The following is a 23273-nucleotide window of genomic DNA, read 5'->3' as shown; positions in this document are numbered from 1 at the left end:
CGTATCATTTGCGATTTGGCTGAGGATGGGATTGTCCACGACTCCGTCTCCGTTGGAATCAAAACCTTGCCCGAGAACGACTGTTACCTGGTTTCCGCCTCCGTTCGGTTGTGTTGTTAAACTGACTGATCCACCATTTCCGATGGAAAGGTAATAATCAATGATACCGTCTCCGTTTGCATCCACACCATTGGGAACCTCATCCCCGTCGGAATCAATTAAAACAAGGTTGGGTGGCGCACTGCTTCCGGAAGAGTTGCCTTCCGGGCCGACGTTATGAATCACAATTCCATCTGCGATCCCGTCCCCATCGGTATCTACAACTGTCCCTGTGACATTTCCCTGTCCTCCATTGAGATTGACAGTTTGTCCTGGTTTGAGTGAGGTTGAGCTGTTTGCCGAACTTCCGCCTAATAACAAGGATACTGTAAACATAGAAGGTGCCCAGTCCTCGGGCGCTAACGGCCCACAACTGAACAAACAAAAAGTCAAAAGCAAACGTAAGGATCGTTCTGGCATTTGTATAACGGATATTATTGGTATATTCCTTTTGATAAATAAAAAAGGGAAAAAATATTTATTTTTTAAAATTTTTTCAATATAGGTCTACGTTAGCCGGCACCATGCGGCAAAAAGGCGAACTTATTTGAAGAAAATTTCTGATTGGGAAGGTTTTGCTTGCGGTAGCGGTAAAGATGTGTTAGAGGGAACGCATTTGGTGGCTTTGTGGTTTCACATCTCGTTCCAGAATGGTAACGATATAGAGGGACTTGGATGCATAAATGATTCAAAGTATGTGAAAGGTTTTTTCTATCATCCTACTTTGGCAGTAACTGTCGATGGAACAGCCTTGGGAATTCTTGATTCTCAAGTTCGGGCGAGAGAATCGACCCTAGATGGAAGAACGAACAACCAAAAGAAAGTTGATAGGAAGAGGACACCGAAAGGGCGAGATCCTATTCATTGGATCATTCTAACAACGATTCCGATTCTCAATTTTGAAGATGCTTCCTAAAAAAATAGGATAGTATCGCCAAAGGTGGGTGATTGAAACTTTCTTTAAGACTTTAAAGTCAGGCTGCAAAATTGAAGAACATCAATTTCAAACATTCGAACGATTACAAAGAGTTCTTGCCATTGATTCGATCATTGCCTGGAGAATTTTATTTCTAACAACACTTGGCGGACATCTCGGTGAAAAAGGAGACGGACACCCTGGAGTTCTTGCTTTGGCTAGGGGACTTTATAAATTACGATCTGCGGCAATCATGTGGAAGTTACTTACTTATGGATAACGAGATGGGTGGTTAACCCCACCCAATGAGTTCCAACTAACATATCCAATTCGAATTGGCAGCCCTTCCTTGCAAAAGCTACAATATTAGATAGGTCTGTGCTAAATTTGAAACATTCAGGACATACTATATCTGTGCTCTTAAAAGAAAGCATAGATCGTTAAAGTAAGATTTCGATCAAACAGATTAATTCTTACTAAATGAAAATCAAAATCCCCCGCGCTAGGGCTTGGAGCGAAAAGCCGGATCCCTCGGAGAGGGAGGCGGTCTAAATCTTATTCTTCGTCGTCAGCAAAGAGGTTGTTGAGAGAATCGATCAGAGTGTCTACTTCTACACCATAGCCCATGCAAACTTGTTCGATGGTCTCGACTTCGTTGATGGAGCAGTGTGAGCAACCACCTAGGTGGTAGCTAGAGAAAACAAGACCAGCCTCAGGATGGATGGCAATTGCTTCTCCAACGGTCATCTCTTTATGAAAACGGGCTGCGGTTGATTCGGTCATCAGGACACCTCGGATAGTAATTTACTATACAAATATTAGACGTTCCCCTATTCGTCAATTGGAATGTTTACCGAAGAATCTGGGAAATTTTACGTTCGGATCGAAGGGCGGTTTGAGTCCGCACACTATTTGTATGATTATTTTCCGGATGGTTCCGATGAGCCGATTCATGGCCATTCCTGGAAAGTGGAAGTCTTTCTGTCGGGAAAAGAAAACATTCGTCCGGATGGAATCAGCTACGATTTTTTAACGGCAAGAAACCGGTTGCAGGAGTTGGTTCATAGTATAGACCATCTTCTGATCAATGAACACCCCGATTTTAAAGGAATCAATCCTACTTCCGAAAATGTAGCCCGTTGGTTTTTTGTGGGACTCAAAGAAGAAGTGGCGAAAACAAACGGAAAAATCATAAGGATCGTAATTCATGAAGGTCCTGAAAATCTTGCTTTCTTTGAGCCCTAATTATGATTAGGTGGATATAGCGCTCGTTTTGTGCTTTTGAACTCTTTTCCGTTGCCAACGAAGCAGCGGGATTTTTAAGTTTTATGACTCTGTTTTGCATAAAACCCATAAGTTTGCGTTTTCGGACATCGTTCTTTTTTCCATTTCTCTAAACGGATTTCTCTTATGTCTGATAGAAATAAGTCATAAAAATGATTACATAATCAGTTCAAAAAACTGATCTTAGTGGAAAACGGCGTTTTTCCGCTTATTTTGCAAAAAACCAATCTAAAAACTGTCTATTAATTTGGTAGAGGGTAATATTTAAATCCTCGTAAATCAAAAATAAAACTTGGGATTATGAATTTCTAATAGATAAATCATTTTAAAAATATAAAAATAGAGTTTGCTCATTTGCGAAAAGAATCCTTGTGAGGGACGTCATGATTACTCAAGTAGAAAAGCAAAAAAGAACCTTACTGATAGTAGAAGATGATACGATAATCGGAATGGCGGAAGCGCAAGCTCTGCGTTTGGTGGGATATACTGTTTACACCGCATCCTCCGGAGAAAAAGCAATCAAATTGATTCAATCCGGACAAGAGGTTGATTTGATTTTAATGGATATGGATTTGGGCGCCGGATTGGATGGAACGGAAACTTCCCGGGAGATTCTGAAAATGGTAGAAGTTCCCATCGTCTTTCTTACATCGCATGCAGAAAAAGAGATGGTGGAAAAAGTAAGAGGCATCACGAGATACGGTTATGTGATCAAAAACTCCGGCAATTTTGTATTACAATCTTCTATTGATATGGCGTTCGATCTTTTTTATGCAAATCAGAAAGTCAAAAAGAAAGAAGAAAGTCTTCGTGTTACTCTGAACTCCATCGGAGATGCTGTGATTGCTTCCGACAACCAAGGAAGAATCACAAGAATGAATCCTGTCGCAGAGAAATTGACTGGCTGGCTCGCATACGAAGCAATCGGTGCTCCTGTTAGAAATGTATTTCATATCGTAAATGCAAAAACCAGAGTGCCTGCCAAAAACCCGATTGATGAGGTTTTAAAAACAGGACAGATCGTCGGCCTTGCCAATCATACCGCCTTACTTGCCAAAAATGGAGTAGAGTATCAAATTGCGGACAGCGGAGCACCGATTCAAAACGAAAAAGGCGATGTTTTGGGAGTCGTACTTGTTTTTCGGGATGTAACGGCAGACTATAAAATGCAGGAAGAATTGCGGGGATCAGAAGAAAGATTCGCGGCTATTTTTAAGGCAAGTCCCATGGGAATGGCTGTTACGCGTTATACGGACGGAGTCTATGTAAGCGTAAATAAAGCATTCTGCCAGTTGTTTGAATATAGAAGAGATGAAATTATCGGAAAAAGTACAAAGCAAACGCAGCACTGGTGGATTTCCGAAGAAAGAGATCGTCTTCTTGAAATTTTAAGAGATACAGGCAGGATCGAAGGCGAAGAGATGAAGATTCGCAAAAAATCGGGAGATGTCGCCGATATACTGGTGTTCGTCGAGCAGATTGTCATCTCCGGTGAAAAGTACCTACTCAGCATCAATCATGACATCACTGCGAAAAAACATGTGGAAGCGGAACTCCAAAAATCTTTGGATGAGAAAGAAATCCTTCTTAAAGAATTGCAACATAGAGTTAAAAACAGTTTGAATGTTGTTTCCAACTTACTTGGTTTTGAATTGAACCATATAAAAGACGAAGATACAAAACGTATCTTTCTAAATGCACAGTCTCGTATACATTCCATGTCTAAAATCTATGAAAGATTGTACCGATCGTCCGCGATAGATAGGTTGGATTTGCATTTGTACATTAAGGATTTAATCGATTCCTTTTCGGAAATGTATGCGATCAATTCAAAAAAGATTCAATTTTCGGTTAAACTGGAAAAGATTCAATTGGATTTGAAACGTGCCTTGCCAGTGGGATTGATCTTAAACGAATTAATCACAAATGCCTTGAAATACGCTTATCCCAATGATCATAAAGGAGAAATTCGCGTTCATTTGAATCAAGTCAGTGATCATGTGAATTTGGTTGTATCTGATGACGGTTGCGGGCTTTCCAAAACCACAAATCCGAGCGAAGCTAATACGCTCGGATTTATGTTAGTAAAGAATCTGACGGAGCAGATTGATGGTGTAGTCAGTACGATTTCAAATCCAAACGAAGGTTTAACGGTCATCCTTAGTTTGAAGTTGTAATTTATTTTCTGCCGTATTTTGCGTTCAGTTTTCCTTCTGCCAGTTTTAGGCTATTGATATAAAATCCTACCAAGGCGCCCGGAGCGTCCGCGTCCAAAGGAATTTTGTCTTTTAAAGCGTACACTTTGAAGATGTAACGGTGAGGTTTGTCTCCCGCAGGAGGACAAGCTCCGCCAAATCCTGGTTTGCCGAAATCGGTTCTGCTTTGGATGGAGCCTTGTGGAAGAGTTCCTTTTTCGTTTCCTGCTTTGGAAGCAAGCCCTGTCGCATCGGCGGGAATATTAAAAACAACCCAGTGCCAGAATCCGCTCCCGGTAGGAGCATCAGGATCATATACAGTGACTGCAAATGCCTTTGTTTCTTTCGGAACTCCCGTCCAATTCAGATCGGGAGAAATGTTTTCTCCACTGCAACCGAATCCGTTGAAAACTTGCGCATTTGTAAGAACAGAACCTTCTTTGATGGCGTTACTGGTGAGTTTGATATCGGCCGCGGATAAGCCACTCACGATAGAAATGGTTGTAAGTAAAAGATTGGTTTTTAAAAAAGAAAATCGCATAACAAACCTCCGAGTTCAAATGCTAAGATAAGATTAATTTCTCTTTTGAAAAACTGCATCTCTAATTTTAAAAAAACTCCGACTTCATTTTCTTTCGGTCGGAAAGAGACGGTAAGTTGCCTGTGCCGGCTGTCATATTTTCTTTAAGGTGCCCCAGTTTGTTTGTCGCAGGTATTACAAATTGAATTTTTTCGGAAGCCAGAATGAATTTCAGAAAATATTCCGCCCAACTGCTGATTCCTATTTCTTTTGCCCAGCCAGGTAAATCTTTACCTTTGGTGCTGGAAAACAATCGACCACGGGCAAACGGTTCGTTTGCGATAACACTCACTCCGTGATCAAACGCAGCGGGAATCAATCTTTCATCTCCGGTTGTTTCCGCGATGGAATAGGGGATTTGCAAAAAATCTATTTGTTCCGATCGAATGATCTTTTCCAACTCGGGAAAAGCGCTCGTCGTATAATGTGTGATTCCTATATAACGAATGATTCCTTTTTCTTTCCAATCCTTAAGAGTTATTAAATGAGTCTTCCAATCTACAAGGTTATGGATTTGCATCAATTCCAGATGTTTTCGTTTCATTTTGGAGAGAGAGGATAACATTTGTTTTTCGCCGGCTTCTTTTCCGCTGATCCATACCTTGGTGGCAAAAAACAACTTTTCATTCAAATTTGTTTTCAAAGAAACGTCTCCGACAACTTCTTCGGAAGTTCCGTACATAGGAGAAGAATCGATCATACTTCCGCCCGAGGAGTAAAAGTATTCCAATAATAGGGACAGTTCTTTTTGTTTTGACGAATCTTTCCCTACGTCAAATGTCTGATAGGTGCCAAGTCCGACCCGTGGAAGAAACTCTCCGCTGGATAGAATCTTAGCTTTTAGAACTTTTGTATTTTTCAAAGATGGATTTGATTGTGCTTCCATGGAAGGATTCCTCGAATTCGGTTCGGATTTTAATTTTTTCAGAGAGGATGTTATCAACAAACTGCCAAGGATGAATTTTTTTCTACTAAACATACTTTCTTCCTAAAGATGATCTTTTTTTAGACTGGATCTTTGTTCGATTTTTAAAACCAATTCCTTTTCTTTTTTGCCCAACCAAATACCATTCCACAACCAAAGCAGGGAAGCTCCTATTCCTAACATGGAAATCTGGATCGGGTTCATACCTACGAATGAGAAAAAAGCGTGAATCCATGCTCCGGATTGATCACCTAATCTATAGACTGCGGTATCCATGAAATTTTTAGCTTTGAATTTATCTTCTTTGGAAACGAGCGTGAATAAAACTTCTCTCGTGGGTTTTGCCAGTGCAAATTGTCCCACTCTTCTTGTGATCTGAATGATCAAAACAAGTGTTATGGAAGGAAAAACACTCAAAAATCCAAAACCTAAAATTCCAATAATAGGAAGCATTGCCAAAGCTCCGCTCACTCCTAGAAATCGAATGATCCTGCTTGTAAATAAAATTTGAATGATCAATGTGGAAACATTCACGGCCAAATCCATTTTTGCCAATAGGGAAGTCCTTTCTCCCGCAGAAGAAAATCCGGTTTCAAAGATATGAACCTGTTGGAAGTAGATTAAAGAAGAAGTCGCTGTATAAATGAATACGTAAAGTGCCGCATTAGCAAGATAAGGTGAATGGAACATGCCCAATAGTCCCCAGAAGAGAGAGCTGTTTTCTACGATGGGCCTGGTCGAATCGATTTCTTTCTTTTGCAACTTTGCACGAACAGTGTACATTCGCATTCCTGCTTGGGCTGCAAGTTCCAGAAGGATCGCCGATACGATGAGCAGATTTGTTTTGGAAGTATGTTCTACAAGGCTTGCTGTAAAAAGAGACCCTGCAATCGCTCCTATGGAACCTCCCGCAGATATGATTCCGAAAAGTCGTTTTCCTTCTTCTTCCTGAAAAAGATCTACAATTAACACCCAGAATACGGAGACAACGAAAAGATTGAATACTGAGACCCAAACAAAGAAAATACGACCGATCCAGATATTATGAGGATTGGTTGAAAAGAGAAATGCAAAGATTAACAACTGTAAAAGAAAGAAACGGAATAGGAAATTGAGTAAGTGCTTTCGATTGAGTTTATGAGTGAGCCAGGCAAAAGGGAAATTGAGTAAAATGATGGAAATCAAAGTGGCGGAAAAAAGCCAGGGAAGTGCTTTGGTCCCTGTTTCGATCCCCAATTCGTCACGGATAGGGCGAAGTATATAATAGGAAGATAGAATGCAAAAAAAACATAAACTTGAATAAATGAGAATGGGAATTTCGTGAGGCTGAACTTTCAAAACCAGATTGATCCTAATAAAAAAGGTCTTTAATCGTTTGTCCATATCTGCCCTTCATTCACAATTTAAATTCCATTCGATTCTTTCCAAGTAAAACTGAAACCGGATACTTTACCTTTGAATTAATTATTCTCGACTGATTTTCATTCCTCTTCACCCTGAGGCATAGGTAAAATATATGGACTTGATCTTTGGATGGAAAAATCGTTTGAGGTTGGGTTCCGGCCTTGTTCTTTTTACCTATGTTTTCACACATCTTCTCAATCATAGCTTGGGAATTTTTTCTTTGGATTTATTAGAATCCTCACGAAAACTTTTCATCGGGTTTTGGCGTTTTCCCGTCATTCACCCCGTTCTTTTCTTTGCTACATCCATTCACATCATCCTCACGCTGAGCAGCATCTTATCCAGAAAGACTCTGAAAATGTCAAAAGGAGAATTTCTGCAATTTTTCAGCGGACTGGTGATTCCTCAGCTTTTGATCGGCCATATCGCAGTCACTCTAGGCATGAATGAACTGTTAGGTGTTGAGGACAGTTACACTCATCTGTTTTTAGTATACGGATCCTTTTTCACTGCCATTGACATCACTTTGCTCTTGGTTGTATGGGCGCATGGTTGTTTCGGACTTTATTTTTGGTTGAGATACAAACCTTGGTTTGTAAGTTATTCCAACTTGTTTTTAGTGATCGTATCGATCTTTCCCGTTCTTTCGATCATGGGAATCATCAGTGCACAGAAAGAAGTGTTTTTACTTTCCCAAGATCCTGAATGGTTGGAAGATTTTTTTTTGAATCTACCTGAGAAAGCGGAATGGATCAAAGAGTATTCCTTGCAAGTCGGTACTCTCGCCAATTTGGCATTTAATTTTGTTATTTTTTCATTGTTTGTTTTCCGGCTGTTTTTTCTAAGATCACAAAACAAGAAAAAGACGATCAAAGTGCATTATCCGAACGGAAAGATTTCCATCGTATCTCCCGGCACGACTATCCTTGAGGCAAGCAAACTGGCAAAGCTGCCTCATGCAAATGTATGCGGAGGAAGAGGGCGCTGTTCTACTTGCAGAGTTCATATTGAATCCGGCTTGGAGGAACTGGACTCTCCTTCGGAAGAAGAGATAGTCGTACTCGCAAGAATCTCCGCTCCCAAGTCCGTTCGGCTAGCTTGTCAAACCATTCCTAAATCGGATATTTATATTGAACCGCTTTTACCTACAAATGCCACGGCAATTGATGCGATCCGTCAAAGCAGATATATTTACGGAACGGAAAAGGAAATAGTGATTCTATTTGCAGATTTGCGGGGATTCACAACTTTCACCGAACAGTTATTACCCTATGACGTGGTTTTTATTTTGAATTCCTATTTTCAGCAAGTAGGCTCTGAAATCGAAAAAGCTGGCGGCAAAATTGATAAACTGATGGGCGACGGCTTAATGGCAATCTTCGGATTGGATTCCAACCTAACAGAAGCTAGTAACCAAGCCGTCCTTGCCATACAGAACATGAGCGAACAACTGGTCCATCTGAACGAACGTTTGCAAAAAGAGCTTCCCCAACCATTGCGGATGGGAATTGGAATTCATAGTGGTGTAGTCATTCTCGGAACTTTTGGAAATTCTACCACACCCACAGCGATTGGAGACGCAGTGAATACTGCAAGTCGTTTGGAATCCGCTACAAAAGAATATTCCTGCGAGGTAATCATTTCCGAAGATGTCGCAAAACATTCATTAATCGATTTTTCCAAGTTTGAGAAACATACCATTTCCGTCCGAGGCAAAACGGAATCTGTCAATGTCTACTTGATTCCTTTCGGAAGGGATTTGAAGATCTCGAAGGTTGAAACTGCATTAAATTAATGTTAGGGCGCCTCCCTCTCCGAGGGATCCGGCTTTCCGCTCCAATCCGTGGCGGGTAGAATATGGATGTGACATAGTTTTATTTGGGGATCGATCGAGCCCCCTCCCTTTTTAGGGTTGGGGGGTGAGGGTCGTGGGCTTGCCGGAAACCACCTAACATAAAAACACCGATCTGCCTATCGCTTTCACAAAACCTTAAAAAATTTTAAAACTAAGTTCGCCTTTTCTACTACTCAGTTCCGGTTTTTTGATACATCTACATCAAGCTTTCCTCGACGAAGGGAACGAAAGTATGAATCGTTCCTATTTAAATATGAAGTGTTGAGATGTATTTTATTATTTAAATTCCAACTGAGTTCTGTAATTACAAAATAGTAAATAAATTATTTCTAACCTAATAAAATCACCGAAACACTTACAATTCTTCGTCTACTCATGGTATGATTTTTAAATTTCTTTTAATTCTTTTAATGATAGTTTTTAATTTTTGTAGTGCACCTAACAAAGATGAAAATGCAAATAATCTCTTAGTAATGGCAATTGTAGGAACTCCCGGACTAAGTTCGCCTACAAATCTAGCAGTAAGCTCAACATCTGCACGTTCTGCAACTCTCACTTGGGATAAGATACCAAATGCGATTGTTTACAGAGTATATTATACCTCCTCAATCTCCACACCCTCAATTGATTCATCTGGCAATTTGACTCAGATTTTATCGGCAACCGATCCTTCGGTAGTTCCTGAGTCGACATCGGAGATTACACGTTTAAATAATGTCGATACTCCTTTGGTTCTTTCAAATTTAAAATTGGGGATTCCCTATAAATTTATAGTAACAGCCGTTTCAGGAACCGGTGAGTCCCTTGCATCTTCTATTGTTTCCATAGCAGAAGTGATACCAACCCAAGTTCAGAGACAAAGAGGGATATGGACTGTCGGAGGATTGCAGGATAGTTACACTTCTGCTGTTTCTGCCGTGGATTTATATGACCCTGATACGAGTACTTGGTTTTCCGGACTTACTAGCTTGCCCACACCTGTAAGTTTTGCAGGAATCGCCGGTGTGAGAAATTCTCTCATAATAGCCGGAGGATTTACCTCAAGTGGTTCTGTATCCGGTTTAACGCAAGTTTATGATGTTCTTGCAGATAAATGGAGTAATAAACTTCAGGGACCGGCGAGCTTACGAGCTAATATGTCGGCCTCTGCGGTAAATGGTAAAGTATTCTTTCTCGGTGGTACAACGACTTCTAACACTTCCGCTTGGGCCGGATCTACTGCCACTGATATTTATGACGTTGCGAATAACACTTGGAGTACCGGACTTGCATTTGGTGCGACTGGATCCGGAAGGGCAAGTACGATAGTCGGGAATGTTGTCTATAATAATGGTGGTCGAACTGCTGCTGCGGTTGTTGGAACGACTCATGATGGTTATATGATAGCATCAAATGCTCTCACTACTGGAAATATAGAAGTAGTCCTTAGCACAGGTCGAACCGGGCACTCTCTTGTTTCTTATACAAATTCAGTATTATCCGAAATGTGGTCAATAGGTGGTGTAACTGCAATTACCGGTGTCTTGAGCTCTGGCATTGCCTCCGGAACCATTACTGCTTATACGCCTACTACTCTTGTCCAAGCACTTTCAAACCCGTTTTCTGCAGGAGCAACTTGGACAACAAATCCACCACAATTAACATCTGCTATGGGATTTGGATCGGCAGTTGTAGATCCTAGAAATGGAAACGTATATTATTCCGGAGGGAATTCTAATTCCGCCTTACCAACATCTCCGGCAGGAAATACTATGTTTATAAAATCAAACTTTGTCACAAAGGAACCTTGGGTAAGTCTTACAAACCTGCCGACCAAACGATGGGGTCATCAGATTCTAATATTACAGTAAAAAATCGTCAGGTTTCATATATTCATTCGCTTGCTTAACTATTATTCTTCGTAGATAAAGATAAGCAGGCTCCAGTTCCTAAATATTATTTCCTATTCTCCACAAAACTCCCGAAGGATCGGCTACTATAAAATCCACCATTCTCCAGGGTTGCGTTTCCGGATTGGTAATTCTTATCTTGTATTTTTCCGCCAAACCTTTGTTTGTTAATTCTTGAAACCAGGCATTTGCATCTTCTACCAACAAATGAATCATCAAGTTTTCCGCAAGTTCCTGATTGTAAAAATCTTGCAAAAGAAAACTTGTATTTCCTACTTGAAGGTATGCGACTCCGCCTCCATCCGACTTTAGATTGAATCCCATATCTTGGTAAAATTGTTTGGACAGTTCAAAGTCCTTTGCAGGCACAAACGCTTTAATTTCTACTACACCCAATCGACTCATACCTTCTCTCCTATCGTTTCCATTGAAATCCGCTTGTTTCAAAAAAATATTCTTCTTCGGGCCCACTTTAAAAGGGATAGAAGTTTATTTTTTTCCCAAACTCATCATTAAAAAACCACTGAATGCCGCATTGGAGGGAGAAAGCGAAGAATCTGCATGGGTTTTCATTTTATTGATCCAAGTTCTGTATTTTTTATAAAATTCATAACTGGGTGTCGGTTTGTATTCCAGATCCGGAATTTGGAAATAAGCTAATATATCTTTGGTGGTAGTCGGTTTTACAAAAATCTCTTTTTTCGGACGAAAGTATGTCGGGCAAACTGTCATGATCGACCATTTCGCCAATTTGCCTTTGTGCAAAACATCCAGTTGCAGATTGAATCCCAGTTCTTCTTTTCCGTAAAAAAATTCATACAAACCGTTCGAAAGAGTTTCTTTGTCTTTTTTGGAAAGTGATTCCACATAATCTCTTAACTTAGGTTTTTCAAATAGGGAAATCAAAGGAGAGCGAGTGATTATTTTCACCATTGCTTTTACGAGTTCCGAAGGTTCCTCGAACTTTTCTTTGGTAAAAGATTCTTCGGCGAGAAGAAACATTTGTTCCGATTTCATTTTTTTTCCAATCTCTTTCAACTGAGGATGTTGGAATCCATCGGGATAAATGGAGAGAAAAGAAGACTCGAGCTGTTTCAGTTTTTTAATATCTAAGTCCATTTATAAAGTATCCAATCCTTTCGAGATAAGTTTCCTCCAACGATGTTGTCTCCATCTATAGAATATATTTCCAAAGATCCAAATCAACGGAGTCAGTAAGCCCGCTTTGATTTCAATTCGATCCGTATATGAAATTAAGTTTTCATTTTTTGTTCTGCGGACAAAAATCCAATGATCCCATTTTCGAATCAATTCACCATGACCATTATCTCTTAATATAAATTCATCCGTAGTATCGTGAAACCTTTGGATTCCAATGTATTGTTTTCCGAAAGGAATGATTCCGAATAATTTCATACTTACCAAGTATTCTCCGTCCTTCCAGATCATCGGGAAATAATTCGGATCTAAGGGAGTGAATTTGATCAATGGAGTAGTTACGTAAATAAGCAATTTCGGTAAGAGCACGGACCGTTTTACCGTTTCAAAATCGGATTTTAATTCAGTGGATACATTTACGATCATGTCGTTTTTTCCTAATGAGATGCATTCAGTTCTTTGATGGTTATTACTTGGTTCAATTTATAATTTTTCGTAAGTCTTCTTTTTTAATTGTCATTGTGTCTTCCTCGGAGCAAACTTCCATTCGTAGCCAAATTGAATCATTCTTAAATTTTGTCAGCAGTTAACAGAATATATCTTATAGCTATGAATCGTACTTGCTTTGTCTTTTGTAAAGTATAGTATTGAATCATTCATAAGCGTCATGTATAAAGAATGGATTCCCGGAAATGAGCTTCAATCTTTTATAGATTGTGTATGGATGCAAAAAAAGGAGAAAGGAAATCTTATCTCCGGTGGTTTGCTCATACTTCCCGATGGTTCCATTGATCTGGTTTTTGATTTGAAAAAAAATCGGATCTACTTTGTAGGAACGATGTCCCGAAGCCAACTCATCAGCCCCGAAGATATTGAACATTCTTACGGAATTCGATTTGTTCCCGGCTTCGCCGGAATCTTTCTAAATCTACCTGCCAATGAAATTACGAACCAAAGGATGGATGTGACAATTCCGGATTTCCAAAACTCTGATCTTTTGGAAAAACTTTCTTCAGTTTCAAGCCCCGACCAGGGAGCTAGTTTGCTATTTCTTTGGATCAAAGAAAAAACAAAATCCAGTTTTGGAAATCCGATTGTTTTGGAGTTCGTAAAACAAATTCGGAGAAATCCTTTTGCCGTTCAAATCGAAGAAATGGCAAACACACTTGGAATCACACGCCAGCATCTCTCCCGTTTATCCCGACAGTATATCGGTTTGGATGCGAAAACGTTTTATCGAACCCAACGATTACAGTCTATGATTTGTTTGGTGAAAAAAAATGAAGTTGTCTCCGGGAACTGGGCCGCTCTTGCTTTGGAATTCGGTTATTTCGATCAATCTCATTTCATTCACGACTTTAAAGATCTGGTTGGCATTACTCCCAAAAAATATTTTTCCAAAGATGTTCCATTTTTACAATACTAGAATTTTCAATTCCTGTATCATAAAACAATGAATCAAAAAGGAAAACTAAAAGAAAGAATTTCCATCATTACAATCGGTGTGAAAAATCTACAAAATATCAGAAATTTCTACGAAGAGAAATTCGGTTGGATTCCCGTTGCCGCAAACAAAGACATTATTTTCTTTCGACTGAACGGATTACTTTTGTCCTTTTATCCTTCAAAGGATTTGGCTTCAGGTGCTGGCAAAGAAAATAATTCATCCGACTTCAAACATTTCACTTTGGCTTATAATGTGGATTCCAAAGAAGAAGTAGATGTTTTGTACAATCACCTGAAGAAAGCCGAAGTTTCGATTACCAAATCTCCCGAGGAAACATTCTTCGGTGCTTATATTTTTTATTTTGAAGATATAGAAAGCAACCTTTGGGAAATCGCTTACAATCCGATGATTGAGCTTGACCCTTCGGGAAATGTGGTCAGTCACCAGGATATTTTGCATCTGGAACAAAGCTGAATCTAGGAAGTTCTTTTCTCCTCTCGGTGTTTTTGCGTTGAGATAAAATTCTTTTTACCTTATCCCCTAACAATAGATCTACGCTTGCCTTTGCTTCTGCCTCTGAGAATGCCTACAAAGATGAGTCGAAGTTGTTTTACGGTTTTGATCTTCAATTTTTTTTCACTGAGCGAATCTTTGGGATCTGAATCTAAAAATTCTCCAGCGATATGAAATGCATTGAATACGATCATTTCTGATACGAATTCAATATCCGAAAAAGGAACGGATTTTGGGAGTCGCATATCAGATGCTAACTCAGAAGTAATGAAAGCCATTTCATTGCGAATGGCCGCGCGGATTCTTTTGTTTCCTCCCGTTCTTTCGCGGGAGATAAAGCGGAATAATAATCTGTTTTCTTTCACATAATCGAAAAAGAGGGCGATGGATTCCTGGAGGGCGGTCTTATAAGCACCTTTTTTACGAGCTTCACGTAAGATTGTCCGGAGTTTGATACTCATATCATCCACAAGAGCAAGCCCCAGCTCTTCCATATTCTTAAAATGCCTGTAAAAAGCGGCAGGAACAATCCCTGCTTCTCCCGCTACCTCGCGTAGACTCAATTCCCCCAGACTCTTTTCCTCTCCCATAAGTTTCAAGGCGGCTTGGATCAAGGTGCTACGGGTGCGTAGTTTCTGTTGGTAACGAAGGTTTAGCTTCATAAATGAATCTTTGTAAACGATTGTTCACTTTTTTTTTCGATCAAGGAAAAAATAAGCAAATTCAGGGTTGACATATTTAACACTGTAAGTTATCTCTGTGAACAGTCGTTCACCAAAAAAGAGGCGAAAATATGAAAGTGCTCCCGTTTATCTACAACAGTCCTAAGGAATATTGGAATTATTTCCAGCCGACCAATTGGTTAGAGTTCGTTTTAGGCGAAATTAACCCATTGTATTCGGTTTCTACGGCAAAAGCAAAGGTAGTTGCCATTCGTTCCGAATCTACAGATACGAAAACAATCGTTCTCCAAACAAATCGTCATTGGAAGGGATTTCGGGCGGGACAGCACGTTCCGGTCACTGTAGAGATCGCAGGACGGCGAGTGACCCGTTACTATTCCTTATCCTCCTCTCCGTCGGCAAAAAATCCGACCATCACTGTGAAACGTCAGAAAGGGGGACTTGTTTCCAATTTTCTCAATGACAGATTGCAAGTGGGAGACGTTCTCGAATTAGGTCCGGCAAGCGGGGAATTTACCGCAGATCCGGCTGCACTTCCCGACAAACTTCTGTTTATCGCCGGTGGCAGCGGGATTACACCCATTCATTCCATTCTTGAAACTCTGGCTGAATCGAATTACAAAGGTCAGGCGAAGTTGCTTTATTTTTCACGATTCAAAGAAGACATTATCTTTTTTCAATCCTTTGCGGAATTGGAAGCAAATAACCCATGGTTGGAAATCAAACATGTTTTGACTGATGTTCCGGCTCCAGGCTATGATTCAGGATTTTTAACTACCGAGCTTATGGACAAGTTTGTTCCCGATCTGAAAGAAAGATTGGTTTATCTTTGCGGACCTGCTCCTTTGCAAACTTCTGCAAAAGAATTTTTAAAAGACAATCATGTGATCTCGGAACTGTTTTTATTACCAAATCAGATTCAAACCAATTACCAAAGCAACGGTCCCGTAGAAGTTGTACTTTTACAATCCCATAAGACGGTTCTTTTGAAAGGTGAAAAATCCATCTTGGAAGAACTCGAAGACCAGGGAATCTATCCACCTAGCGGCTGTCGAATGGGAATTTGTCATACTTGCACTTGTAGAAAAACAAGCGGGTCCGTCACAAACATCAAAGACGAAACCATGTCGGACAGTGGAGAAGGAAATATCCAACTCTGTCTTTCCCGTGTGGATGAAAAACTGGAATTGGATTTATAAAAGAGTATTTTTTAGCTAACAAACATTAAGGAAATAGACAAATCATATGAAAACAATAAGTAAAAAACTTTCAAAAGCGGAAACAGAAGCTTTCGGTGCAGAGCTGGAAGAAATAAGAAAAGATGTGATGGCAAAGGTTGGGACGGAAGACGCAAATCATATCAAACGAGTCTACAAAGCATATCGTTATACTGAAATTTTGGGAAGAGGATTGATTCATTTCAGCTTTGAGCCGATTACATTCGGAATCGGAACGTTGTTGCTCGCAGGTTCCAAAATTCTAAACAATATGGAAATCGGGCATAACGTAATGCACGGTCAATATGACTGGATGAATGATCCCAGGTTCAACTCCCGTACATTCGAATGGGATATCGTATCCGATTCAAAACAATGGAAGTTCTATCATAATTATATGCACCATACATTTACAAATGTATTGGGTAAAGACCATGATTACGGTTATAATTTCACAAGACTGACTGACGATCAAAAATGGAAACCGGTTCACTTGACACAAATGTTTTCCAATTTGTTTTTGATGTTTCACTTTCAATGGGGAGTCGGCGCCCACGGGTATCGTGTGGAATATATGGAGATTCCTAAAAAACTCAGAAAGAAAAGAACTCTGAAAGAATACAGAGACGTATTTTTCAAAAAGATCGAATTGCAATTGGTAAAGGATTATCTTTTCTTTCCGATTTTGGCGGGACTTAATTTTCCAAAAGTTGTTTTGGGAAATCTTCTCGCAAATATGATCAGAAATGTTTGGACTTACTCGATTATCTTTTGCGGTCATTTCACAGAGAATGCGGAAACTTTTACTCCCGAAGAAATCAAAAATGAAACAAGAGCGGAATGGTACATTCGTCAGTTGAAAGGGTCTTCCGATATTAGCGGAAGCAAGTTCCTTTATCTGATGAGCGGCCATCTCAGTCACCAAATCGAACACCATATGTATCCTGATGTCCCTTCCAGGCGTTATCAAGAGATCGCTCCGAGACTCGAAGCTGTTTGCAAAAAGTACGGACAAAACTATAATACCGGAAGTTTTGCAAAACAATTTGCTGCCGTATGGAAACGTATCTTTGTATATTCCTTCCCGAATAAGATTGCGAAAAAACTTATGGGAAATGTGAAAGAAATACAACTGATGCCGGAACCGCAAATCATTATGGTTGATACGACTTCCGAAGAATTGGTGCCAGTGTAAATAAGGCGCAGGCTTTTAAAGTATAGATTTGAATTTAGGAACCAGAGGATATGATCCTCTGGTTTTTTTATTGTAGTATGAGTTTCTAAGTTTCAGTAGGATCTATTTTTTATTTATCAACTTTGATGTTACTTTTTTGGTTACCGGATTCATCATAACATTTTGGCCCGGTGCATGAACCTGAATTTCCTGTCGTTGCACCGCAATCCGAACCATTTACTTTTTTACAGACTTCACCTGCTTTTTTGCGATCTGCAAACGAATCTCCATTGACGCAAACTTTTATATCCGTAACACTTGGCGGAAAGGTTGGTTGTAGCCAGCATGATTGCCATTAACAAACCTGCATATACACTGATTTTTTTCATTAAAATCTCCTTACAATAAGTTTGAATAAGGTAAGGTAAAATTTTCGTTTTCCAATTAAAAAATAAATTTGGAAAACGAAAAATGAATCCTGTCGTAAAATTATTTTTGTTTAAAGTCTAAATCGCATTCTGAATTCGGATCAAATTCCCTGTAAGAATGGCCAAAGAATCGACGTGAAATCCTTGGCACCAGATTTTTCTTAAATCCTTTCTGCTTTTCGACTTTGCTTTCGCTCTTTCCATCAGTATTCCTACCACCAAACGGGCACTAGACTCTACTACTTCAAAAGCGAATTTTTCACGCAAAGTTGTATCTGTGATCTTTTTCCAAGATTCTACGATCTCTTCGAAAACTTTTCTCGTTTCCGATAGGTTTTTTTCGAAACTCAGACCTTGAGATCTTTGGTCCAGGTATTGACGGAAGACTCCCGTTTGGGACATTCCGGATGTGATCCCTCCGATGGCAGCGTTGACTTGTATTTGAGTGGTTCCGTCATAGATATTTGTGATACGGGCATCTCTATAAAGCCTGGACAAATCGTAGTCTTCAGTGTATCCTGCTCCACCAAATACTTGCAAGGCGTCATATACCAAATCATTACACATTTCCGAATTATAGTATTTGGAAATGGGGGTGAGTGTGTTTGCCACTTTCTCCCAAAGTTTTGCGTCTTTTGCTTTTGCGCTCAAAGGATCCAGGTCTTTCGCATCTTCCGTCCAATAGTATTTATCAACGGAATATGCCGCCTCTACCATAAGACAACGCATTCCTGCAATCTCTCTTTCCATTCGGTCCAACATTTTTTTGACTGCCGGGATCGTAATGATCGGTTTGTGAAATTGGATACGTTCTTCCGCGTATTTTTTCGCCTCTTCGTAAGCGGTAGTGGCTATTCCAGTACCTTGGGAAGAAACACTGAGTCTTGCTCCGTTTAACATTCCCATCACGTACTTTACGAGTCCGTATCCTTCTTTTCCTACCAAATAACCTTTGCTATTCTCGAAAACGACTTCGCATGTTGCGGAGGCTTTTATGCCCAGTTTTTTTTCGATACCCGAGACTTCGTAGTCTTTGTTTTCCACGATAAAAAAGGAAAGGCCGCGTGCTCCGCTTTCTTGCGTTCCCGTTCTCGCAAGAGTCAAAGTCATTCCTGGCTCTCCGTTCAGTCCGCAGGCCACTGTTTGGAACCGCTTAGTACCTGTTAAATACCAATCGTCTCCTTTTTTTACTGCTTTCGTTGTAATGTTGGGAAGGTCGGATCCGAAATCAGGTTCCGAAAGTCCCATGGTTACGGTATAATGATTCGAAATCAGTTTTGGAATCCATTCTTCTTTCATTTCATCCGAAGCACATCGTTCCAGGATGCTTGCAAGTCCCATACTTCCTACTGCAATTGTGATGGAACTGTCGGAACGGTACATAAGTTCGGCAATCATCGCCTTTACTATGTTAGGAACACCTAGTCCGCCGTATTTGCGTTTGAACCCTGCGGGACCGAGTCCTGCTTCGTGGTATTTATGTATAACGTCAACCATTGCTTGCGGATGAGTCACTACGCCATTTGCATACTTCAAACCTTCATGATCCACATCTTGCGCTACTTGGGAAACATATTCACCCGAAATTTCTCCGCAGGAATTTAGAACCTCTTCGTAGTAAGCAATCGCTTCCCCAACGTTAGTCGGTGCCATTTCAAGCCGATGGTTTTTCGTTTTTTCGTATTCCTTTGCGTCTGCAAATCCGTGTTCATAGATATTTACGATTTCATCCCAGTCGACTAGGTCGTAAAAGTGTTCTTTGAAATCTTCATTGGTTTGGAAATAATTGCCCTTGATCATAATATGCCTCGGTGTTCTCGTTAAGCTTAGCATTCGCTGTAAGATTAAGCGATAAAATTTTGTTCTTTAGGGGAAGTTTATTGAATGAAAAATCAACAGTAGACTGACCAGTATACTCGAGATTTCGATTTTTGAGCGGATTTTCCAATATAAGGGTTCATCCCGGTTTGCCAAAAAACTTTGGAACGGTACTTTTAAAAAATACTTATAGAAAAAGAATGATAAGAGCGGACTAATTGCTAAAATTCGGGTTTTAATGGGGAGAAGTCCGGATTTTGGAGGATTTATGTTCAAACGAATTATATTCATTTCATGCCTTGCGGCGCTAGGATTTTGCTCTACAACACCTTCTTCGGAACAGCCGGTAAAGGCAAGTGTCGAAGGAAAAGCCGTAGAATACAAGTTAGATGGTAATACTTACGAAGGATTTTTGGCTGTGGACAAGTCCATTACCGGAAAACGTCCCGGGATTTTAGTGATCCATGAGTGGTGGGGACTTTCCGGTTACACAAAACAAAGAGCGAAACAGCTTGCCGATTTGGGTTATGTGGCGTTCGCAATGGATGTTTACGGAAAGGGAGTTGTTACTGAAGATCATAATGAGGCAGGAAAACTTTCCGCAGCAAACAGAGATTCGAAAGCGTTCCTAAAAAAGATATATAAAGCTTTGGAAATTCTGAAAGCGGATCCGAATGTGGACCCGAATCAGATCGGTGCGATCGGTTATTGTTTCGGAGGAAAAGGTGTTCTAGAACTTGCGTTTGACGGTGCCAACTTGAAAGGCGGAGTCGTATCCTTTCATGGAATGTTGCCACGTCCCAACTTGGGAAAAGGATCAAAACCCGTTAAGTCTAAAATTTTAGTTCACCATGGCGGAGATGATCCTTTCATTTCGAAAGAAGTGGTAGCTGAATTTGCCAAAAAGTTAACAGATGCTAAAGTTCCATTTACTTTCGTATCTCACCAGGGCGCGGTTCACGGGTTCACAAGACCTGGTTCAGAAAAACACGGAATTTCGGGGATTGCGTACAATGCGAAAGCAGACTATGCATCTTTTGAAAGCATGAAAACTTTCTTTGCAGAAAATTTCAAATAGACAATCGATAAAATAAAGAGTGAAAATATTTGCTGCTACCATTTCTAATTTTTGAAATTAGGAATGGTCTTGGCTATGGCAAAAATACGATCCGCCATCTCGGGAATGCAAACCGGAGAGACATGACTTGCATCCACATATACGTCGCATTCCAAAGGATTTTGCACAAAAGAAAGAGTGCGGATGTTTTCGGAAGTTTCGGAAATGTATTTTCCTTTCAGTTCTTGGAAATGATTTCCCCCGGTAATCTTTTTTCTTTCGGCAAGAAAATAAGGATGTACCGTCGGCTCCCAGATAACAGTTGGTATGTTGTTCTTTTCCAAATAATCAATAGTCGCATGAAATGCGCCTTCTTCATTGGGAGAGTAGGAATAATTTCTCAAGATATCGTTTTTGACAAGTTGGTTCGTATAATCAATGATCCTTGCCTGGTAATCCTGTGGTGAAAAAGAATTCAACGGAAACCCTACATTTTTCGGATCGAAAGGTTGTTTTTCATTCATCAGGGCGATCATTTCCACAAAGAGGGTTTCTTCCTCTACCTTTTTACCTTTGGAAATATTGGAAGCTGCAAGTAGCGGCTGGAAATGATAATTATAAGAAGGGAAAAGAATTTTGAACAGTACGTTCCTTCTTCCTTCTCCTTCCAAATAAGGGAGAATGGAAACAAGTTCATCCGAATTCAGAATCAGTTCTTCGGATTTACTTTTGAAAGTGAAGGGGCTTTTTTCATTCAACATTTCTTCCGAAAATTCGAGCACTACCAAATTCGGTTTGTAACCTAACTTGCCCATGGAACGGATCAGCAGGTAATTGAGTAAAAAATCGGAAGCTTTGACAACGGATCTGGTTTCTATTGCAATCGGTTTGGAAAAGTAATTTTCTTTGAGAGGGATTTCCTTCCATTCATGAAACAAATAGGATCTGGAAGAACCAAACATAGATACGGTGGTAGATCCTGCCGATTGTTTGGCTTTATCTGCGTTCCAAACAGGATTGATTCCCAAAAGAATGTTCTGGCCCGCTTTGTAATGTCTTCTTCCGCTTTCGAGTAAAACGGGTATGCAGGCAATCTTATCTGCTAAAAAAACAATTAGAAAGATGAATAACGGATAATAGTATATTTTTTTCATAATGATTACTTATATTTTTAAAATTGAAAATAGATAAATGTTTCTACTTGGGTTTCCATTTTGACCAAAGCAAAATAGACGATGATACAGGTTGTAGGCACCAACCACTTTCCCATATTTGCAAACTTGGGTGAAAAATAATTTCTGAATTCTATAAACTGAATCGAATAACAGGCGAAAACCAATACCCAAAAGTCAGGTTTGTAAATAATATTTCCCTTAAGATTGATAATGTTGCTCCATAGTAGAATCAATTTTTGAAAATTTTCCGCACGAAAAAAAGAAGCTCCGATCAGCCAGAATATTGTTACTATGATAAAGCCGAAGATCTTTTTTTGTAAGTTCAGATTTTTCCGGTCGATCTTACCGAATAACGAGCGTTCTATCCCGAGCAGAATTCCATGAAGCAGTCCCCAGAAAAAGAAAGTATATGTATTTCCATGCCAAAGTCCGCCGAGTGACATGACAAGTATCGTATTGAATTTGAAACGGGTTTCGGAAACCTTATTCCCCCCGAGAGGGATATAGAGATAATCTCTGATCCAAGTGGAAAGAGTGATATGCCACCTTGTCCAAAGTTCCGTGAAACTGACGGAGAAGTAGGGAGCCTTGAAGTTTTCGGGAATTTCATATCCTAAAAGAAATGCGGACCCGCGTGCAAAGTCGGTGTATCCTGAAAAATCACAGAACACTTGAACGGAAAATCCAAGCACCGCAAGGAAAACGGAAAATCCGTCGTAACCCGCCGGATCATTCCAAACCGGGTTGATCAGCTTGGCGATTTGGTCGGCGATCAAAACCTTTTTGATGATTCCGGAAATCAGATGATAAAACCCCCTCTGCACATAATCCCAGTTAAGTTGTGCCTTCTCGATCTGATTGTAAAAATCATCATGGCGCATGATGGGACCTGCGATCAGCTGTGGGAAAAATAGGATGAACAATACGAAGTCCAGGAAAGGTGACTCCGTGAATTTTCCTCTCCAGGCATCAATGATGTATGCGATCATCTGAAATGTATAAAAGCTGATAGCAAGTGGCAGGGCAATGGAAGTAATGGAATCGCTAAAAGGGAATCGAACAGAGTCTTCTTTGATGATGTACTGTAAGTATGTTAGAATGTACTTAAAAAAGATGAGATTTGCCAGATTGACGACAATTCCCATGATCAAAAATATTTTCTTTTTTGTTTTGAGGATACCTAAAATGGCAAAATGACTGAGAACGATAAATGCAAAGAAGTGGAATAAAAACGCCTTGCTCCAATACGCATAAAAGATAAGCGAAAATACAATCAGTATGTATTTGCGGAAATTTCTCGGGGACGACCAGTATATGATGTAACAGGAAATAAAAAATATCAGGTAGTCCAAAGAGTTAAATAACATTAGCTCCAAGATTCAGTGGAAAGAAATTTGTGCCACTTCTTTTATGCAAAGAGGCTTGCTTCCAAATCACAATTTCACTATTTTGCATA

Annotated in this window: 22 protein-coding genes and 2 pseudogenes; 11 read left to right on the top strand and 13 right to left on the bottom strand. The window is 40.0% G+C overall.

From position 1 onward, the window contains the following. Positions 1 to 519, bottom strand: a pseudogene (locus tag EHS11_RS04775) (hypothetical protein); the annotation flags it as partial. 127 nt (positions 520 to 646) lie between these two features. On the opposite strand from EHS11_RS04775, the gene EHS11_RS04770 reads away from it, so the two are divergent. Then, entirely contained in the window at positions 647 to 1015 is a 369-nt protein-coding gene (locus EHS11_RS04770; protein WP_135763264.1) for a hypothetical protein, read from the top strand. Between the two features lie 25 nt (positions 1016 to 1040). Continuing rightward, positions 1041 to 1295: pseudogene (locus tag EHS11_RS04765) on the top strand (hypothetical protein); the annotation flags it as partial. Between the two features lie 275 nt (positions 1296 to 1570). On the opposite strand, the gene EHS11_RS04760 reads toward EHS11_RS04765, so the two are convergent. After that, positions 1571 to 1798 (bottom strand): DUF1858 domain-containing protein, encoded by a 228-nt coding sequence (locus EHS11_RS04760; protein ID WP_135763262.1) that lies wholly within the window; start codon positions 1796 to 1798, stop codon positions 1571 to 1573. A 63-nt stretch (positions 1799 to 1861) separates the two neighbouring features. Between EHS11_RS04760 and EHS11_RS04755 the strand changes: the two genes are divergently transcribed. Further along, a complete protein-coding gene (locus EHS11_RS04755) occupies positions 1862 to 2260 on the top strand; it encodes a 6-carboxytetrahydropterin synthase (protein ID WP_135763261.1) in 399 nt (132 codons plus the stop codon). Between the two features lie 422 nt (positions 2261 to 2682). After that, complete coding sequence (locus EHS11_RS04750; protein ID WP_135763260.1) at positions 2683 to 4476, top strand: PAS domain S-box protein; 1794 nt, start codon at positions 2683 to 2685, stop codon at positions 4474 to 4476. 1 nt (position 4477) lies between these two features. On the opposite strand, the gene EHS11_RS04745 is transcribed toward EHS11_RS04750, so the two are convergent. From EHS11_RS04745 to EHS11_RS04735, 3 genes are all read right to left on the bottom strand, one after another. Next, on the bottom strand, positions 4478 to 5035 hold the full coding sequence (locus EHS11_RS04745; RefSeq protein WP_135763259.1) for a YbhB/YbcL family Raf kinase inhibitor-like protein: 558 nt from the start codon (positions 5033 to 5035) through the stop codon (positions 4478 to 4480). Positions 5036 to 5102: 67 nt separating this feature from the next. Then, the gene (locus tag EHS11_RS04740) at positions 5103 to 6053 is read right to left on the bottom strand and encodes an aldo/keto reductase (protein WP_210413629.1); all 951 of its coding nucleotides are present in this window, start codon (positions 6051 to 6053) and stop codon (positions 5103 to 5105) included. A 9-nt stretch (positions 6054 to 6062) separates the two neighbouring features. Then, positions 6063 to 7382, bottom strand: a complete 1320-nt coding sequence (locus EHS11_RS04735; RefSeq protein WP_135763258.1) for an NTP/NDP exchange transporter — start codon at positions 7380 to 7382, stop codon at positions 6063 to 6065. A gap of 133 nt (positions 7383 to 7515) precedes the next feature. Here EHS11_RS04735 and EHS11_RS04730 point away from each other — a divergent pair, with 133 nt between their 5' ends. Beyond that, positions 7516 to 9198 (top strand): adenylate/guanylate cyclase domain-containing protein, encoded by a 1683-nt coding sequence (locus tag EHS11_RS04730; protein WP_135763257.1) that lies wholly within the window; start codon positions 7516 to 7518, stop codon positions 9196 to 9198. A gap of 533 nt (positions 9199 to 9731) precedes the next feature. Further along, complete coding sequence (locus tag EHS11_RS04725; RefSeq protein WP_135763256.1) at positions 9732 to 11108, top strand: fibronectin type III domain-containing protein; 1377 nt, start codon at positions 9732 to 9734, stop codon at positions 11106 to 11108. Positions 11109 to 11186: 78 nt separating this feature from the next. Here the strand turns inward: EHS11_RS04725 and EHS11_RS04720 are convergent, their stop codons facing one another. The 3 genes from EHS11_RS04720 to EHS11_RS04710 are packed head-to-tail and all read right to left on the bottom strand — an operon-like array spanning position 11187 to position 12731. After that, entirely contained in the window at positions 11187 to 11594 is a 408-nt protein-coding gene (locus EHS11_RS04720) for a VOC family protein (RefSeq protein WP_210413628.1), read from the bottom strand. Between the two features lie 42 nt (positions 11595 to 11636). After that, complete coding sequence (locus EHS11_RS04715) at positions 11637 to 12266, bottom strand: hypothetical protein (protein WP_135763255.1); 630 nt, start codon at positions 12264 to 12266, stop codon at positions 11637 to 11639. After that, a complete protein-coding gene (locus EHS11_RS04710; RefSeq protein ID WP_135763254.1) occupies positions 12267 to 12731 on the bottom strand; it encodes a hypothetical protein in 465 nt (154 codons plus the stop codon). A 241-nt stretch (positions 12732 to 12972) separates the two neighbouring features. On the opposite strand from EHS11_RS04710, the gene EHS11_RS04705 reads away from it, so the two are divergent. Both EHS11_RS04705 and EHS11_RS04700 read left to right on the top strand, forming a co-directional pair. After that, positions 12973 to 13731 carry a DUF6597 domain-containing transcriptional factor gene (locus EHS11_RS04705; protein ID WP_135763253.1) on the top strand — a complete coding sequence of 253 codons (759 nt, stop codon included), beginning with the start codon at positions 12973 to 12975 and terminating at the stop codon, positions 13729 to 13731. Positions 13732 to 13758: 27 nt separating this feature from the next. Continuing rightward, complete coding sequence (locus tag EHS11_RS04700; protein ID WP_135763252.1) at positions 13759 to 14226, top strand: VOC family protein; 468 nt, start codon at positions 13759 to 13761, stop codon at positions 14224 to 14226. 59 nt (positions 14227 to 14285) lie between these two features. Here the strand turns inward: EHS11_RS04700 and fabR are convergent, their stop codons facing one another. After that, on the bottom strand, positions 14286 to 14927 hold the full coding sequence (gene fabR / locus EHS11_RS04695; RefSeq protein WP_135763251.1) for an HTH-type transcriptional repressor FabR: 642 nt from the start codon (positions 14925 to 14927) through the stop codon (positions 14286 to 14288). 131 nt (positions 14928 to 15058) lie between these two features. Here fabR and EHS11_RS04690 point away from each other — a divergent pair, with 131 nt between their 5' ends. Together EHS11_RS04690 and EHS11_RS04685 are read left to right on the top strand one after the other, a co-directional pair. Further along, positions 15059 to 16147 carry a ferredoxin reductase gene (locus EHS11_RS04690; RefSeq protein ID WP_135763250.1) on the top strand — a complete coding sequence of 363 codons (1089 nt, stop codon included), beginning with the start codon at positions 15059 to 15061 and terminating at the stop codon, positions 16145 to 16147. 46 nt (positions 16148 to 16193) lie between these two features. After that, positions 16194 to 17360, top strand: a complete 1167-nt coding sequence (locus EHS11_RS04685) for a fatty acid desaturase family protein (RefSeq protein ID WP_135763249.1) — start codon at positions 16194 to 16196, stop codon at positions 17358 to 17360. A 233-nt stretch (positions 17361 to 17593) separates the two neighbouring features. On the opposite strand, the gene EHS11_RS20300 is transcribed toward EHS11_RS04685, so the two are convergent. Both EHS11_RS20300 and EHS11_RS04680 read right to left on the bottom strand, forming a co-directional pair. Next, on the bottom strand, positions 17594 to 17728 hold the full coding sequence (locus EHS11_RS20300; RefSeq protein ID WP_281282556.1) for a hypothetical protein: 135 nt from the start codon (positions 17726 to 17728) through the stop codon (positions 17594 to 17596). A 117-nt stretch (positions 17729 to 17845) separates the two neighbouring features. Next, on the bottom strand, positions 17846 to 19567 hold the full coding sequence (locus EHS11_RS04680; protein ID WP_135763248.1) for an acyl-CoA dehydrogenase family protein: 1722 nt from the start codon (positions 19565 to 19567) through the stop codon (positions 17846 to 17848). A 286-nt stretch (positions 19568 to 19853) separates the two neighbouring features. Here EHS11_RS04680 and EHS11_RS04675 point away from each other — a divergent pair, with 286 nt between their 5' ends. Beyond that, entirely contained in the window at positions 19854 to 20663 is an 810-nt protein-coding gene (locus EHS11_RS04675) for a dienelactone hydrolase family protein (protein ID WP_135763247.1), read from the top strand. A 44-nt stretch (positions 20664 to 20707) separates the two neighbouring features. On the opposite strand, the gene EHS11_RS04670 is transcribed toward EHS11_RS04675, so the two are convergent. Both EHS11_RS04670 and EHS11_RS04665 read right to left on the bottom strand, forming a co-directional pair. After that, a complete protein-coding gene (locus tag EHS11_RS04670; RefSeq protein WP_135763246.1) occupies positions 20708 to 21796 on the bottom strand; it encodes a DUF1574 family protein in 1089 nt (362 codons plus the stop codon). Positions 21797 to 21813: 17 nt separating this feature from the next. Then, on the bottom strand, positions 21814 to 23184 hold the full coding sequence (locus EHS11_RS04665) for an MBOAT family O-acyltransferase (protein ID WP_135763245.1): 1371 nt from the start codon (positions 23182 to 23184) through the stop codon (positions 21814 to 21816). Between the last annotated feature and the right edge of the window lie 89 nt (positions 23185 to 23273).

Source organism: Leptospira ilyithenensis, from assembly GCF_004771005.1.
Lineage (GTDB): Bacteria > Spirochaetota > Leptospiria > Leptospirales > Leptospiraceae > Leptospira_A > Leptospira_A ilyithenensis.
This window is presented reverse-complemented; position numbering and strand designations above follow the sequence as displayed.